Annotated in this window: 15 protein-coding genes; 11 read left to right on the top strand and 4 right to left on the bottom strand. The window is 64.9% G+C overall.

Annotated features, from left to right (window positions below; genetic code table 11):
* Nucleotides 1–40: 40 nt before the first annotated feature.
* On the bottom strand, nucleotides 41–943 hold the full coding sequence (locus tag LB552_RS11675; RefSeq protein ID WP_224605531.1) for an SDR family oxidoreductase: 903 nt from the start codon (nucleotides 941–943) through the stop codon (nucleotides 41–43).
* Nucleotides 944–1,024: 81 nt separating this feature from the next.
* Here LB552_RS11675 and LB552_RS11670 point away from each other — a divergent pair, with 81 nt between their 5' ends.
* A complete protein-coding gene (locus LB552_RS11670; protein ID WP_224605528.1) occupies nucleotides 1,025–1,879 on the top strand; it encodes a helix-turn-helix transcriptional regulator in 855 nt (284 codons plus the stop codon).
* Nucleotides 1,880–1,989: 110 nt separating this feature from the next.
* A complete protein-coding gene (locus LB552_RS11665; protein ID WP_224527793.1) occupies nucleotides 1,990–2,325 on the top strand; it encodes a hypothetical protein in 336 nt (111 codons plus the stop codon).
* 167 nt (nucleotides 2,326–2,492) lie between these two features.
* Here LB552_RS11665 and LB552_RS11655 read toward each other — a convergent pair whose 3' ends face one another.
* Nucleotides 2,493–3,446 (bottom strand): LysR family transcriptional regulator, encoded by a 954-nt coding sequence (locus LB552_RS11655; RefSeq protein ID WP_224605526.1) that lies wholly within the window; start codon nucleotides 3,444–3,446, stop codon nucleotides 2,493–2,495.
* A gap of 85 nt (nucleotides 3,447–3,531) precedes the next feature.
* On the opposite strand from LB552_RS11655, the gene LB552_RS11650 reads away from it, so the two are divergent.
* The gene (locus LB552_RS11650; RefSeq protein WP_224605524.1) at nucleotides 3,532–4,362 is read left to right on the top strand and encodes a class I SAM-dependent methyltransferase; all 831 of its coding nucleotides are present in this window, start codon (nucleotides 3,532–3,534) and stop codon (nucleotides 4,360–4,362) included.
* Nucleotides 4,363–4,374: 12 nt separating this feature from the next.
* Nucleotides 4,375–4,878, top strand: coding sequence for a hypothetical protein (locus LB552_RS11645; protein ID WP_224605522.1), 504 nt, complete (start codon nucleotides 4,375–4,377; stop codon nucleotides 4,876–4,878).
* Here LB552_RS11645 and LB552_RS11640 read toward each other — a convergent pair.
* Nucleotides 4,875–5,414 carry an Lrp/AsnC family transcriptional regulator gene (locus LB552_RS11640; RefSeq protein WP_224527806.1) on the bottom strand — a complete coding sequence of 180 codons (540 nt, stop codon included), beginning with the start codon at nucleotides 5,412–5,414 and terminating at the stop codon, nucleotides 4,875–4,877. The genes LB552_RS11645 and LB552_RS11640 overlap by 4 nt on opposite strands.
* A 48-nt stretch (nucleotides 5,415–5,462) precedes the next feature.
* On the opposite strand from LB552_RS11640, the gene LB552_RS11635 reads away from it, so the two are divergent.
* Both LB552_RS11635 and LB552_RS11630 read left to right on the top strand, forming a co-directional pair.
* Nucleotides 5,463–6,647 carry an MFS transporter gene (locus LB552_RS11635; RefSeq protein WP_224605520.1) on the top strand — a complete coding sequence of 395 codons (1,185 nt, stop codon included), beginning with the start codon at nucleotides 5,463–5,465 and terminating at the stop codon, nucleotides 6,645–6,647.
* Nucleotides 6,648–6,738: 91 nt separating this feature from the next.
* Nucleotides 6,739–7,164 (top strand): GNAT family N-acetyltransferase, encoded by a 426-nt coding sequence (locus tag LB552_RS11630; protein WP_224544298.1) that lies wholly within the window; start codon nucleotides 6,739–6,741, stop codon nucleotides 7,162–7,164.
* Here LB552_RS11630 and LB552_RS11625 read toward each other — a convergent pair whose 3' ends face one another.
* Nucleotides 7,165–8,280 (bottom strand): anhydro-N-acetylmuramic acid kinase, encoded by a 1,116-nt coding sequence (locus LB552_RS11625; RefSeq protein ID WP_224605517.1) that lies wholly within the window; start codon nucleotides 8,278–8,280, stop codon nucleotides 7,165–7,167.
* Between the two features lie 225 nt (nucleotides 8,281–8,505).
* Here LB552_RS11625 and LB552_RS11620 point away from each other — a divergent pair, with 225 nt between their 5' ends.
* The 5 genes from LB552_RS11620 (at nucleotide 8,506) to LB552_RS11600 (ending at nucleotide 13,435) form a co-directional block, all read left to right on the top strand.
* Nucleotides 8,506–9,195: an SDR family NAD(P)-dependent oxidoreductase gene (locus LB552_RS11620; protein ID WP_224605516.1), complete on the top strand. Its 690-nt coding sequence runs from the start codon at nucleotides 8,506–8,508 to the stop codon at nucleotides 9,193–9,195.
* A gap of 202 nt (nucleotides 9,196–9,397) precedes the next feature.
* Nucleotides 9,398–10,234, top strand: a complete 837-nt coding sequence (locus LB552_RS11615) for a substrate-binding periplasmic protein (RefSeq protein WP_224605513.1) — start codon at nucleotides 9,398–9,400, stop codon at nucleotides 10,232–10,234.
* A 2-nt stretch (nucleotides 10,235–10,236) separates the two neighbouring features.
* Nucleotides 10,237–11,601, top strand: coding sequence for a dicarboxylate/amino acid:cation symporter (locus LB552_RS11610; RefSeq protein WP_224605510.1), 1,365 nt, complete (start codon nucleotides 10,237–10,239; stop codon nucleotides 11,599–11,601).
* Nucleotides 11,598–12,395: an aspartate/glutamate racemase family protein gene (locus LB552_RS11605; protein ID WP_224605507.1), complete on the top strand. Its 798-nt coding sequence runs from the start codon at nucleotides 11,598–11,600 to the stop codon at nucleotides 12,393–12,395. Before LB552_RS11610 ends, LB552_RS11605 begins: the two co-directional genes overlap by 4 nt.
* Before the next feature lie 197 nt (nucleotides 12,396–12,592).
* Nucleotides 12,593–13,435 (top strand): MetQ/NlpA family ABC transporter substrate-binding protein, encoded by an 843-nt coding sequence (locus LB552_RS11600; RefSeq protein ID WP_224605504.1) that lies wholly within the window; start codon nucleotides 12,593–12,595, stop codon nucleotides 13,433–13,435.
* Nucleotides 13,436–13,478: the final 43 nt, after the last annotated feature.

Below are 13,478 nucleotides of genomic sequence, written 5' to 3'. Positions count from 1 at the left end.
CAGCGGTCCAGCCGGGTCGCTGAACCGCTGGAGGACTGGGCTAGGCCGCGGCGGCTTGCGAATAGTCCATCCGCTGGAGGTCGGCGATGAGGCCGGGTCCGGTCGGCTGCCAGCCGAGATGCGCGCGCGTCCATTCGCTCGACGCCGGCATGTCGAGGCCGGCGAACATGGCAAGCCATCCGAAATGGTCCGCAGCCTCTTCCTGCGAGAGCGAGACCACCGGCACGTTGAGACCGGCGCCGATCACTTCCGCGATCTCCCGCACCGGGATGCCTTCCTCGGCGACAGCGTTGTAGCGCACGCCGGCTTCCGGCTTGTCCAGCGCCAGACGGTAGAGCTTCGCGACGTCCAGCACATGCGCCGCCGACCACCGGTTGCGGCCCTCGCCAAGATAGGCCGACACGCCCTTGGCGCGCGTCTGCGCGATCAGCGGTGTGATCAGGCCCTGCTTCACCGTGTCATGCACCTGCGGCAACCGCACCACCGACACCTTGACGCCCTTCTCGGCCATCGTCGCGCCGGTGAGCTCCGACAGGATACGCGGATTGGGATGGTCGGTGTTGAACACGTCTTCTCTCGCCGGCTGTCCGTGCTCGGCGGAACCCATGCCCACACCGGACGTGATGATGAGCAACCGGTCCGAGCCGGCCAGCGTGCCGCCCAGCGCTTCGATGACGCGCTTGTCCTTCTCGCAATTGGCCACGAAATTCGAGAAATTGTGGTCGAAGGCGGTGTGGATCACCGCATCCGATTTCGCCGCGCCGTCGCGCAGGCTGTCGAGGTCTTCGAGGTCGCCGCGATGCGGCTCGGCGCCCGCGGCGACAAGCGAGCGCACGCCGGTTTCGGAGCGGGTCAGGCCAAGCACCTGATGGCCGGCGGCAAGAAGCTCGGGCACAATCCTGGAACCGATGAAGCCGGTCGCGCCGGTAAGGAATACACGCATGGGAGGGTCTCCTGTGGTTGTTCGGAGGCCTTATTTGCGCTATAAATCATTCTGTTAAAGTAGTGACTTTATCATGGTATAATGGTCAATAGGTTCGCAATGCCCGTCGAGACGACCAACAGGCTTGGCACCTTTCTTCGCGATCGCCGCATGCGGCTCGATCCCGCCGCCTTCGGTTTCGCCACGGGGCGGCGGCGCACGCAAGGGCTGCGCCGCGAAGAGGTGGCGCAGCGCGCCAATATCAGCCCGACTTGGTACACCTGGCTGGAGCAGGGGCGGGGCGGCGCGCCGTCTGCCGACGTGCTGAACCGCATCGCGACCGGACTGATGCTGACCGAGCCCGAGCGCGAGCATTTGTTCATGCTGGGTCTCGGGCGGCCTCCGGAAGTTCGCTACAAAAGCGTGGACAGCGTGACGCCGCGCCTCCAGCGTGTCCTCGACGCTTTGGACCCCAGCCCGGCGATCATCAAGACCGCGACCTGGGACGTGGTTGCCTGGAACCGTGCCGCGGCGGCAATGCTGACCGACTATTCCAAGCTGCCGCGCGAGCAGCGCAACATCCTGCGCCTGATGTTCGGCAATCCGCGCGTGCGTGACGCGCAGGACGACTGGCAGAGCGTCGCGCGTTTCGTGGTCGGATCCTTCAGAGCCGACGCCGTTCGGGCCGGCGCCGGCGCGGAGGTCACGGAACTCGTCGAGGAGCTTTCCAGGGTGAGCCCCGAGTTCGCGGCACTGTGGCGCGACAATGACGTCGTCCCGGCGCATGGCGAGGGCGTGAAGCGTCTGCGGCATCCCGAAATCGGGCTGATCGAGCTGGAGTTCTCGGTCTTCGCGGTCGACGGCCGCCCGGAACTCGGCATGATCGTCTACAATCCCGTCACGCAGTCGGATGCGGAACGTATTCGATCACTGATCGCGGCTCGCGCCGCAGAATGATGGCCGTCATGCGCGGTTTTCCGCCAAGGTGCGGCGAAGCGGAAAACAGGTCACAAAGTCGACCCGGTTAGGATAATATCCACCGCCCGACTCCTTCGTGGAAGATGTCTATGACCTTAAATGAGCTTAGTTGGTCGCCCTCCGAAAAGAAAGTTGCCCGCGCCGCATATGACAAGGCCCTTGAGAGGGCACTGGCCAGCATCATGGCCGAATTCAAAAGACGGGCAAACGCCGCGACCACACCCTCCGAGATGTGGGAGGTCGAGGAATATCTGAAGGAGCAACGTCGCGATTTGGATCGGACGTTCGACTATCGCTATTCGCAACTGACCGTCGTTTTCGCAACTCTCATCCGGCAAGGATATCTGGACGAGGACTTACTCTCGGGCCTGTCGGAAGAAAAACGCGAGGAGATCCGCAGAATGCTTGCGTGGCACAAGGGATAAGGGCTTAGAAGGCGTTACCTTCGCGCCTCCGCACGCCGGATCGCTTGCGGTGGTTGGCCGAAGCTCCTCATGAAGGCGCGGCGCATGCGGCCGGCATCGCCGAAGCCGCTCTGTTCGGTCGAGCGGATTATTGCCTGACTTAACCGCCTTCACGGGCCTTCGAAGCGTCAGCTTTGCCGCCGCCTGCCTGATCGCTTCGGGGCGGCGTCAGCGCCGCCCGGCTGCCTGATGTGGTCGATGAAAGCGCGCAGCTTGGGCAACACCTGGTGCCTTTCCGGATAATAAAGAAAAACGCCCGGCGTGGTTACCGCGAAGCGGCCGAGCAGCGCCTGCAGTCGCCCGTCGGCGATCGGCGCTTCGGCGATCGGGCCCGGCACTTGCGCCAGCCCGACGCCTTGGATCGCCGCGCCGAGCAGCGACGGATAGTCGTGCGCGATGAGCGGTCCCGATACGATTGCCTCGACGGACTTGTTGCCGTCGACAAAGGACCAGGGCGCGACCGAACCATTCGAGCGGCGCAGGCGCAGGCAGGCATGGTCGCGCAGGTCCTCGATGCGCTCGGGCGCAGCGCGCTGGCGCAAGTAGTCCGGACTGCCGACGACCGCCATCGGAAAGGAGGGCGTCAGACGGACCGCGACCATGTCGGGCGCGATCAAGTCGCCCATCCGGATGCCGGCGTCGAATCCCTCGGCGGCGAGATCGGCGAGCTCGCCGCTGGCGACGATCTCCAGCTCGATCTCGGGATAGGTCTGGCAGAAGGAGGCGACCATCGGCTCCAGCAGCATCGGCACCACGGCCGGCGGTACCGAGAGGCGCAAGAGCCCCGCCGGCCGCTGGCCCATCCCGCGCGCGATCTCGCTCGCCGCGATCAGTTCCTCGAAAGCCGGCCGGGCGCGCGCGAAAAAACGCTCGCCGGCTTCGGTGAGGCCGACGCTGCGCGTCGTGCGGATGAACAGCGCGGCGCCGATGCGCGCCTCGAGCGTTCGTATCGCCTGGCTGATCGCTGACGGCGTGACGGCGAGCTCGGCCGCCGCCTTGCGGAAATTGCGATGCCTTGCGACGCTCAGGAATGCTTCGACGCCGTCGAGCGCGCCGTGCCTGACTGTGAAGTTCTGCTTCATGACCCATCGACATTATCGTGGATAGTGGTTCGCGGAAAGCGGCCGTATTTCTTCCATGACTTTGGAAGCCTGAAGGGAAGTGGCAATGACCGATGAACTCGATCGCGTGCGCGATCACTATCGCGCGACCGGCTTGACCGATCGATTGAAGAACGCACTGGCGGTGTTTGGGCCTGAGCAACAGCGGCTGAAGCCCGAACAGCTGGCGACCCTCGACCAGTTCCATACCCGCGGGCTGGCCGCGACGGCGGAGCTCGCCAACCTTGCCGCCATCACCGCCGGCATGTTCGTGCTCGACGTCGGATCGGGCGTCGGCGGGCCGGCCAGGTTTCTTGCCGAGACCTATGGCTGCGCGGTGACCGGCGTCGATCTCAGCGAACCCTTCGTCGAAGCCGCGCGCTATCTGACCACGCGCACCGGCCAAGACGACAAAGTGTCGTTCGAAGCCGGCAGCGCGCTGGCGCTGCCTTTCGAAAACAGCCGTTTCGATGCCGCGCTCTTGCAGCATGTGGCGATGAACATCGCCGACCGGCCGTTGCTCTACCGCGAGATCAGGCGCGTTTTGAAGCCGGGCGGAAAATTCGCGACCTTCGACGTCGTGCTCAACGGCGGCGATCCGCTCTATCCGGTGCCCTGGGCGAAGACGCCGGGCGAAAGCTTCCTGCTGACGGCCGAAGCGACCTGCGAGGCGATCGAAGCCGCCGGCTTCGGCACGCTCGTCCGCCGCGACGACACGGCTGCCGCCAAGGCCTGGTTCGCCGAGCTCCGTGCCTCCGGCCCGCCGCCTTCGCTCAATCTCGGGGTCGTCATGGGCCAGGGTTTCGCCGACTTCGCCACCAATCTCGGGCGCAATCTCATGGAGGGACGGCTGGGCATTCTGACGGCAGTGTTCGAGGCGATTCCGGCCAAGGCTTGATAGGGGGCGAAGATGTCACCTGCAATGATCTTCAACATCCATCTCGTGCTCGGCTACGTGCCGTGGCTGCTTTGCTTCGCCGCCTATATCTGGCCAAGGCTGAGGTCGATGGAGCCGATAGAGGCGCAGCGCGCCATCGCAACGCTGCACAGCTTCCGCTTCTTCGGGCTCGTCTTCCTCATCCCGGGCGTGGTCGGCCCCGGCCTTGCACCTGCCTTCGCAAGCTTCGCCGCCTATGGCGACTTCGCCACCGGCTTGCTCGCCATGCTGGCGCTATTCACCGTGGCGAGGCCTGTGATCTTCTGGCCGCTGGTCGTCGCCTTTAACCTCGTAGGCGTGGTGGACATTGTCGGCGACTACTATCACGGCGTCGCGCTCGACCTTCCGGGCCATGCCGGACAGTTGGGCACGACCTATGCGATCCCGATCCTCTACGTGCCGCTTTTGATGGTCACGCATGTCGCGGCTTTCTATCTGCTGGCGCGTTCCAGGCGCCATCAGTTGGCGGCGACCTAGTACATAGGCGTCGCCATATGCTTCGGCGCCGGCCATTCGTTCGTGATCTCGGGCTGCACCGGCCGCTCGAGATAGGTCGAGAGCACGACATAGCTGCGCGTCGAGGTGACGCCGGGCGTGTCGTAGAGACGGGCCAGCAGGCCTTCCAGCGCGCGCGTGTCCTCGGTGCGCACCTTGAGCAGCATGCAGGTGTCGCCGGCGACCGTGTGGATCTCCTCGACCTCCGGATATTTGGAGACCGCCATCAGCTCCGGCGTCTTGCCCCAGCCCCTGGTGTCGATATGCACGAAGGCAAGCAGCGGCTTCTTCACCGCCCTCGGATCGATGATCGCCGATGTGGCGCGGATGGCGCCGCTGCGCTTCAGCCGCTTGACCCGCTCATGCGCCGCCGGCGGCGACAGGCCAACGCGTTCGCCGAGCTCGGCATAGCTGATGGTCGCGTCCTCGACCAGGACGCCTAATATCTTTCGGTCGATAGGGTCGACCTCCCGGGCCGGATGCTTGTTCCGCTGAATGTCATCTGTTTCTGTGTCCATATTGAAATTCTCCATTGATGCAGAATTTAATTCGGCCATTATGATGATATGTCGAACAGCAATCAATCAGTAATTATGACTGAGGCGCCGCGCGCGCCGATCCCGGCCACGGCCTATCTGCTGACCGGCTGCATCGCCGTCATCGGCTCCAATTCGCTTGTTCTCGGACCGATCGCGCCGGCCGTCGCGGCATCGTTCGGCGCCAGCGTGCCGGCGGTGATGACGGCCGCCGCCGCCTTCGGCCTCGGCACGTCGGCCAGCGCGCTCTTCCTTGCCCGCTACATCGACCGGATCGGCGCGCGCCGCATGCTGCAGGGCGCGTTGCTGCTGCTGGCCATCGCGCTGGTCGCCAGCGCCTTGGCGCCGACAGTGGCGATGCTGGTGGCCGCCCAGCTCGTCGCCGGCATCGCCGCCGGTATCGCCATGCCGGCGATCTATGCCAGCTCGGCCGCGATCGCGCCGCCCGGCCGCGAGAGCGGCACCATCGGGGTCGTGCTGACCGGCTGGACGCTTTCCATGGTCGCTGGCGTCTCGCTGTCGGCGGTGCTGGCCGATCTCATCCATTGGCGTGCCGTCTTCGCGGCCGTTGCAATGCTCGCAGGAACGGCCGTTGCCGGTTTGGCGATGAGTTCGCTGCACGATACCAAGAAAAGCGGCCCCGCGCCGTCGCCGCTTGGCGCGCTCGCCGTTCCCGGCATCCTGCCGCTGCTCATTGCCTGTGGCGCCTTCATGACCGCCTTCTACGGCGTCTACGGCTATCTCGGCGATCATCTCCACCAAGCCCTCGGCGAGCCGGTCAGCGCCAATGGCCTGGCGGCCGTCGCCTATGGTCTCGGCTTCGGCGCGGCCGCCTTGCTCGACGGCGTTATCGATCGCCTCGGCGCCCGTCGCGTCATGCCCTTTGCCTATCTGCTGGTCGCCGCCGTCTATGTCGCGATTGCCCTGGCAAGCGGCGGCTTCGGCCTGCTGATCGCAACGATCGCGGCCTGGGGCCTTGCCAACCATTTCGGGCTGAACGTGCTGGTCATGCGCCTCACCGCGCTGGACCCGGCGCGGCGCGGCACCATCATGGGCCTGAACAGCGCGGTCACCTACCTCGCCGTCACCGTCGGCACGGCAGGCTTCGGCCCGCTCTACACCGGCCTCGGCTTCGCCAATTGCGCGCTGATCGCGGCGGCACTGATGCTGGTGGCGGCGGGCGCAGCGGCGTGGCGGTCAGTCGGTCCTCGGTAACAGGCCTCAGTCTTCGCTTGCGGCCGGAATACTGTTTCGCACTTTTCCTGGAATTGCTCTAAGGCTGGCTTGCGAACCGGAGTCGCAGCCGATGAAGACGAGTCTCGAGATCACCGCCGAGCCCTCGCCGCAGGACCTCGCTTTCCTGGGTGGAAGCCTTACCGCTTTCAACGATGCCGATGTCGGAGCGTCAGGCCGAAAGTCGCTCGCGGTTTTCGTGCGCGGGGAAACCGGGGCCCTCGTTGCCGGTATTTCCGGCTACACCGCCTGGGGCTGGCTCTACGTGCAGTGGCTGTGGGTCGACGAAAGACTGCGCGGAAAAGGCATTGCCGCCGGCATGCTCGACGCGGCCGAACAGGAGGCTGCCGCGCGCGGCTGTCACGGCGCCTGGATCGACACTTTCAATCCGATCGCCGAGAAGGTTTACCGGCGCCAGGGCTATCAACCGTTCGGCACGCTGCCTGACTTCCCCATCGGCCGCAGCCGTGTCTTCCTGCAGAAGAAGCTGTCGGCCTGATCAGCCCGCCAGTTTTCCGCCGCGCATCGGCTTTGGCGCGCCGGTGGTGCTCGGAAAGCTGATCGGCAGGCCGCGCAGCACGCGCACGGCGAGGAAAGCAAAACACTCTGCTTCGACCGCGTCGCCCTTCCATCCGAGCGTCTCGGCCTGCACCACTTCGACGCCGGCGCGGCTCTCGAGCATTGCCATCATCGTTGGGTTGTGACGACCGCCGCCGCTGACCGCGAGCCGCTTCGGTCGACGCGGCAACAGGTCGAGCGCCTTGCCGACGGCCGACACGGTGAAGGCCGTCAGCAATGCTGCGCCATCCTCGGCGCTCAACCCTTCGGCCATCGCGGCGGTGAAGTCGAAGCGGTCAAGCGATTTCGGATAGGGTTTCGTCAGGTAGGGATGCTGCAGCAGCCTGGCGAGCCGTTCCTCGTCGACCTTGCCTGCGGCGGCCAGCCTGCCGTCGCGGTCCATCTCGCCCAGGCCTTTCGATTTGATGAAATCGTTGACCGGCGCATTGGCCGGACCGGTGTCGAAGGCGACGATTGCGTCTTTGCCGTCCCACCATGTGATGTTGCCGACGCCGCCGAGATTGAGCACGGCGGTGTCGCCGCTGGCGTCCGCCTCTTTAAGCAACGCGGCATGATAGGCGGCGGCCAAAGGCGCGCCTTGCCCACCGGCCGCGACATCGGCCGAGCGGAAATCATAGGCGACCTTGGTGCCGAGCAGCGAGGCCATCAGCTCGCCATCGCCGAGCTGGCGGGTGCGGCCGATGCGTCCCGGCTGCGGGGCGCGATGCAGCACGGTCTGGCCGTGGAAGCCGACGACGCCGATATCGGCCATGCTCATGCCCTGGCTCTCGACCAGATCCCTGACCGCCGCCGATTGCGCGCGCGTCAGCGCCTCCTCGGCTTCGCGAAAAATCGCCGGCTCCGGCCCTTCGAAATTCCAGGCGCGCGCCTGGCGCAGCGTTTCTTCCAGCAGGGCGCGGATCGATTGCGGATAGGGAGCCAGCGTGTAGGTGCCGGTGTCGGCGATGCGCTCTCCGTCCGTCTTGATCAGCGCCACGTCGATATTGCCGTCGAGCACCGTGCCGGTCATCAGGCCGACGGCCCAGATTGGTTCCATGGTCGTTCCTCGAATCGCCCTTCCTTCACGTGTCGGACGGATCGGCGCGGCAGGCAAGTGTCTCGCTACACCCGAGCAGGCGGCGCATAGACCGACGGCTTTTTGCATCGAATGGTGAAAACGGAGCAACGCCGTTCTTGCCTCTCGGCGAAGAAGGCGCGAGGCTGCGAACAAGACCATCGGCCGGGCGACTGCCCGGATGGACTATCGCAAGGAGAAAACGCCATGGCAGCCAATGTCGCAGTGATCGCGGGCGCCGGTTCCGGGTTAAGCGCCTCACTGGCGCGACTTCTCGCCAAGCAGGATTTCCGTGTCGTCCTTGCCGCCCGCAACGTCGACAAACTGGCCGCGCTGGTCAAGGAAACCGGCGCGCAGGCCCTCGAAACAGACGTATCGGACGCAGCCTCCGTGGAGCGCCTCTTCGAGACGGCCGACAAGGCAGGTCCCCTCGAAATTGCCGTCTTCAACGCCAGCGGCCGCACGCGCGGCCCAATCGCCGAACTCGACGCGCAAGCGGTCAAGCAAGCCCTGCTCGTCGGCGCCTATGGCGGCTTCCTTGTCGGCCAGCAGGCGGCGCGCCGGCTTCTTGCACGTGGTTCCGGCTCGATCCTGTTCACCGGCGCCAGCGCAAGCCTGAAAGGGTTCTCCGGTTCCGCCGGTTTCGCCATGCCGAAATTCGGCCTGCGCGGGCTGGCGCAATCGATGGCACGCGAGCTCGGTCCGAAGAACATCCACGTCGCGCATTTCATCATCGACGGCCAGATCGAGCCGGCCGGACAGTCGCCCGAGTCCGACCGGCCGGATCGTCGCCTCTCGCCCGATGCGATCGCCGAGACCTATCTCGCCGTCCATCGCCAGCATCGCAGCGCGTGGAGCTTCGAGGTCGAGCTGAGGCCCTGGGTCGAGACGTTCTGACGATCCCTCGCACGAACCGGGCAACAACACGCCCGCCGCGGACTCGTTTATTTTAGAAAGTCTGCATGTATCCTGAGGCCATTTCGGCCGTCTGCAATGTAAAAAAGCGAAAAACAAAAGATACCTTTACTTAACTTCGGCGTGCATACTGCGCATCGGTCAGAATTGTTGTCCGGCTCTCCTGCACGATAGAGAAATGCGCATGCCGCTTACACGTCGCACGCTGTTTGCAGCCGGAGGCGGAGGGCTGCTGCTCGCGCAGGCGCAGGCGCTGGCCACGCCGGCCCAGGCGCAAGACGCTCCCAAACCCATCGTCAGCGACAACAAGCTGCGCATCGCCATGCCGGCTTTCGCTTCCGATCCCTTCTTCCCGGCCGACGGCTCTGGGGACAGCGGCATCGATATGGACTTGGCGCGTGGCATAGCCGCGGAACTCGGCGTCGAACCGGTGTTCGACCGATCAGCCGGGACCTTCGACGCCATGGTGCAGCAGCTGACGTCCGGCCAGGCGGACCTGGCGATCGGCAAGCTGAGCCGCACCCTCCGGCGCGGCCGCTCGATCCTCTATTCGCGGCCTTACGCCATGCTGCACCAGGGGCTGCTGGCGAACCGCGTCAACCTGGCGCGCATCACGCAGGGCAAGCCGGCTGAACAGATCATCCGTGATTTCTCCGGCGATCTCGGCGTGATCGAAGGCTCGTCCTTCGCCACCTACGCGGCCGCCACGTTTCCGCACGCCACGATCCAGCGCTTCGCCGGCTGGAACATGGTCATCGATGCAATCCGCAACGGCACGATCGACCTCGCCTATCGCGACGATTTCGAGATCAAGAAGCTGATGGTCGACGATCCGTCGATGACGGTGGTCGCACGCTCGATCACGCTGACCGACAAGGTCGACACGATCGCCGTCGGCATCAGTCCGGACAATCCGCATCTGGCGGCCTTCGTCGATCTCTATCTCGATCTCGCGCGAGGCCAGCAGGTCCTCAACACAGACGAGATCATCGCGCGTTATCGCCAGCGGAGCAAAGTCTGACAATGGCCGTCTCGGATGTAGCCGCAGCCATGCCTTTCGATTGGCGCCTGGCGGCAAAGCGCATCCTGCGCTCGCCGGCGACGACGATCATCATGATCCTGGCTGGGATCCTGTGCGGCCTCTATTACCCGGCCTTCGCCCATGCGATCAGCCCCATCGCGCAGGTCTACCTGAATTTCCTCAAGATGGTCGTCCTGCCCTACCTGGTCTCGTCGGTGATCTTCTCCATCACCGCGATGGTCCAGGACCCGAAATCGGTCCGCTATCTCGGCAAGGTCGGCATAGCGGTACTGGTCGTGTCGTTCCTTGCCGTGCTGGTCAGCGGCACATATTCGCTGATCCTCAAGCCCGGCCAGATCGAGAACCCGCAGTCGCGTATCGAGCTCGGCGAGTTCATCAATTCGCAAGGCAGCGTCTCCACCGATCTCGCATTCCCCTTCCAGCCGCCGCCGTCGACCGGGGATCCGAACAGCGGACATTCGATCTTCCTGGATCTGGTGCCGAACAACGTCTTCAACGCGCTGGCCTCGGGCCAGACCATCCAGGTCCTGTTGTTCTGCCTGCTTTTCGGGCTTGCAATGGGCAGGATTCCCCAGCCCTCGTCGCTCAGCCTCTCTCAGGCCCTCAACGCGGTGTACAAGGCCTGCACGGTGCTGACCAACTGGTTCGTCTGGGGATTGCCCTTCGCGACCTTCATCCTGATCGCCGACCAGACCGCGTCGACCGGCATCAAGCCGCTGATGCTGATGGGCGGCTACCTGCTGGTGATGGGCCTTTCCTGCGTGACATTCCTCGCCGGCGCGTTTGCCGTCATCGCCATACGCTCGCGGCGAAGCTACTGGGCCACGATCAAGACCCTTCAGCCGCTTCTGATGGTGGCCATCACAACGCGCTCCACGGTCGCCTCGCTGCCCTGGGTCATCAATCTTTTGACCGAGCGCCTGAGGTTCAACCTGGTGGTGGTCGAGCTGCTCGTGCCGCTGCAGGCTGCGCTGCTGCGGACCGGCCCGGCGCTGGTCTACACCTCGGGCGTCCTGTTCATCGCCCAGCTCTACGGCCATCCGCTGGCGGTCTCGGACCTCTTGCTTGTCGGTGTCGTCTCCGCGCTTCTGGCGCTGACGACAGGCGGCATGGGCAGCCTGCTCATCCTGTCGCAGATGTCCATTGTCTGTGGCTATCTGAAGCTTCCCTTCGAGGCGGCGTTCGTCCTGTTCGTAGCGGTGGACGCGGCCGTGGACACGCTGATGACGCTGTCCAGTGTCTCCACCGTGGCCGCAAGCACGGCAATGATCGCGCCCAGCCATCGGGAAGCTGCGCAGGCCGCTGAAACCGTCGCGCAAGAGCTCGAAGCCGAGCCCGCCCGATGATCGACGACGGCATCCGTCCGCGGCTCGGCATCATCGGCGGTCTCGGGCCGCTCGCATCGGCCGACTTCTACTTCAAGCTGACCCGGATGACCGAGGCGCTGCGCGACGACGAGCATGTGCCTTCCGTCATCCTCAGCGTGCCGCAACTGCCCGACAGGACCGAAGCGATCATGGCTGGCCATGACGGGCCGCTGGCGCCGCTGCACGCTGCGGTCGCAACGCTCAACGCGTTCGGCGTCTCCTGCATCGCCATGCCCTGCAACACCGCCCATCATTGGTACGACAGACTGGCGGCGAACTCGCGCGCCGAGATCATCCACATCGGCGACGCGGTGGTGGCGGAAATCCGCCGCAGCCTGGACCAGGGCAGGGTCGCGAACCTCGCAACCCGGGGCACCCTGGTTTCCGGCTTCTATCAGCACAGGATATCGGCGGCAGGATTCGACCTCTGCCTTCCGCAGGACGCCGAATTTCAGGAGCGCGTCGACAGCGCGATCATGCTCGTCAAGGCCGGTTCGATTGCGGAAGCCGCGGCTGAGACCGAGCGCGCGCTTCATCTCGCGCAAATGGCCGGCGCCGATGTGGCACTTCTCGGCTGCACCGAACTGTCCGTGGTGGCCGCCAGCCTCAACGATCCGGCCGGAGTATTGGTCATCGACAGCAACGCGGCCCTGGCGCGGGCCTGCCTGACCCGATTGGGCTTTGCCACGCAGGAGGCGCGCGGCTTGCCGTCCGTCTCGTCGCTGCCCGGAGGCGACCGATTGCCCTTGCGCCTTGCCCGGCGCGCTTCATAGGCGCTGCCGCCTTTACGATATCGAACATCCGCTCACCGGGCGTGCTCCAAGTCATCAAATCTTTGAGAGAATATTTCCCGCGCTCCGCTTCAGAGGAAATGCGCTTCTTTGCCCGATGAGGCAGCATTGATGATCCTGAGAACAAGGCTTCGCATTCCGCCAGGCCGAACTGATTTCAGGATTGCAGGGAACGCATCATGTCCGACGCTTCAAATTCTCTCGTAACGTCAGTCACCAGGCGCGCCGGACTTGGCGTGCTTCTCGCCACGACATTGGCCGTCATCGGCCTTGGTGCGCCGTCGCCATCCTTCGGCGAGGACAAGAAGTCGATCAAGGTCGGCATCATCAGCGGCGAGGATGAGGATGTCTGGCGCGTCGTCACGGCCGAGGCGGCCAGAAAGGGGCTGACGATCGAGACCGTCGTCTTCAACGACTACACCCAGCCCAACGAGGCGCTGGAGCGCGGCGAGATCGACGCCAACGCTTTCCAGCACAAGCCCTATCTCGACAACCAGATCAAGACGCAAGGCTACCACATCGTGCCGGTCGGCTATACCGGCGTCTGGCCGATCGGGCTTTATTCGAAGAAGCATGCCAAGGTCGCCGACCTGCCGGAAGGCGCGGTGATCGGCCTGCCGAACGACCCGTCCAACGAAGGGCGCGCACTGCATGTCCTGGAGCATGAAGGCCTGATCAAGCTCAAGGACGGCACGGGCATCCTGGCGACGACCGCTGACATTGCCGACAACCCGAAGAAGGTCGAGATCAAGGAACTCGACGCCGGCATCGTCGGCCGCTCGGTGGACGATCTCGACGCCGCCGTCGTCAACACCGACTGGGCGCTGAAGAGCGGCCTCGGCCCGGAAAACCGCATCGCGCAGGAGCCGGTGGCAGACAATCCCTATCGCAACTTCATCGCTGTCAAAGCGGGCAGCGAGAACGAGCCGTGGGTGAAGACGCTGGTCGCTTCCTACCAGAACGAAACGGTGAAGGCCGAGTTCGACAAGGTCTACAAGGGCACCGGGATCAGCGCCTATTGATCGGGGCCTGGCTGGCAACAACAGGCGGCCCGCTGCTGAGCGG

The organism is Mesorhizobium sp. CA7, assembly GCF_020165015.1.
In the GTDB taxonomy this organism is placed as follows: domain Bacteria; phylum Pseudomonadota; class Alphaproteobacteria; order Rhizobiales; family Rhizobiaceae; genus Mesorhizobium.
Note: the sequence above shows the minus strand (reverse complement) of the source record. Positions and strands in the feature narration are given on the sequence as shown.

Coding starts and splice junctions, on each gene's coding strand:
- LB552_RS11675 (WP_224605531.1), bottom strand. CDS start 943: ATGCGTGTATTCCTTACCGGCGCGACCGGCTTCATCGGTTCCAGGATT.
- LB552_RS11670 (WP_224605528.1), top strand. CDS start 1,025: ATGGTCAATAGGTTCGCAATGCCCGTCGAGACGACCAACAGGCTTGGC.
- LB552_RS11665 (WP_224527793.1), top strand. CDS start 1,990: ATGACCTTAAATGAGCTTAGTTGGTCGCCCTCCGAAAAGAAAGTTGCC.
- LB552_RS11655 (WP_224605526.1), bottom strand. CDS start 3,446: ATGAAGCAGAACTTCACAGTCAGGCACGGCGCGCTCGACGGCGTCGAA.
- LB552_RS11650 (WP_224605524.1), top strand. CDS start 3,532: ATGACCGATGAACTCGATCGCGTGCGCGATCACTATCGCGCGACCGGC.
- LB552_RS11645 (WP_224605522.1), top strand. CDS start 4,375: ATGTCACCTGCAATGATCTTCAACATCCATCTCGTGCTCGGCTACGTG.
- LB552_RS11640 (WP_224527806.1), bottom strand. CDS start 5,414: ATGGACACAGAAACAGATGACATTCAGCGGAACAAGCATCCGGCCCGG.
- LB552_RS11635 (WP_224605520.1), top strand. CDS start 5,463: ATGTCGAACAGCAATCAATCAGTAATTATGACTGAGGCGCCGCGCGCG.
- LB552_RS11630 (WP_224544298.1), top strand. CDS start 6,739: ATGAAGACGAGTCTCGAGATCACCGCCGAGCCCTCGCCGCAGGACCTC.
- LB552_RS11625 (WP_224605517.1), bottom strand. CDS start 8,280: ATGGAACCAATCTGGGCCGTCGGCCTGATGACCGGCACGGTGCTCGAC.
- LB552_RS11620 (WP_224605516.1), top strand. CDS start 8,506: ATGGCAGCCAATGTCGCAGTGATCGCGGGCGCCGGTTCCGGGTTAAGC.
- LB552_RS11615 (WP_224605513.1), top strand. CDS start 9,398: ATGCCGCTTACACGTCGCACGCTGTTTGCAGCCGGAGGCGGAGGGCTG.
- LB552_RS11610 (WP_224605510.1), top strand. CDS start 10,237: ATGGCCGTCTCGGATGTAGCCGCAGCCATGCCTTTCGATTGGCGCCTG.
- LB552_RS11605 (WP_224605507.1), top strand. CDS start 11,598: ATGATCGACGACGGCATCCGTCCGCGGCTCGGCATCATCGGCGGTCTC.
- LB552_RS11600 (WP_224605504.1), top strand. CDS start 12,593: ATGTCCGACGCTTCAAATTCTCTCGTAACGTCAGTCACCAGGCGCGCC.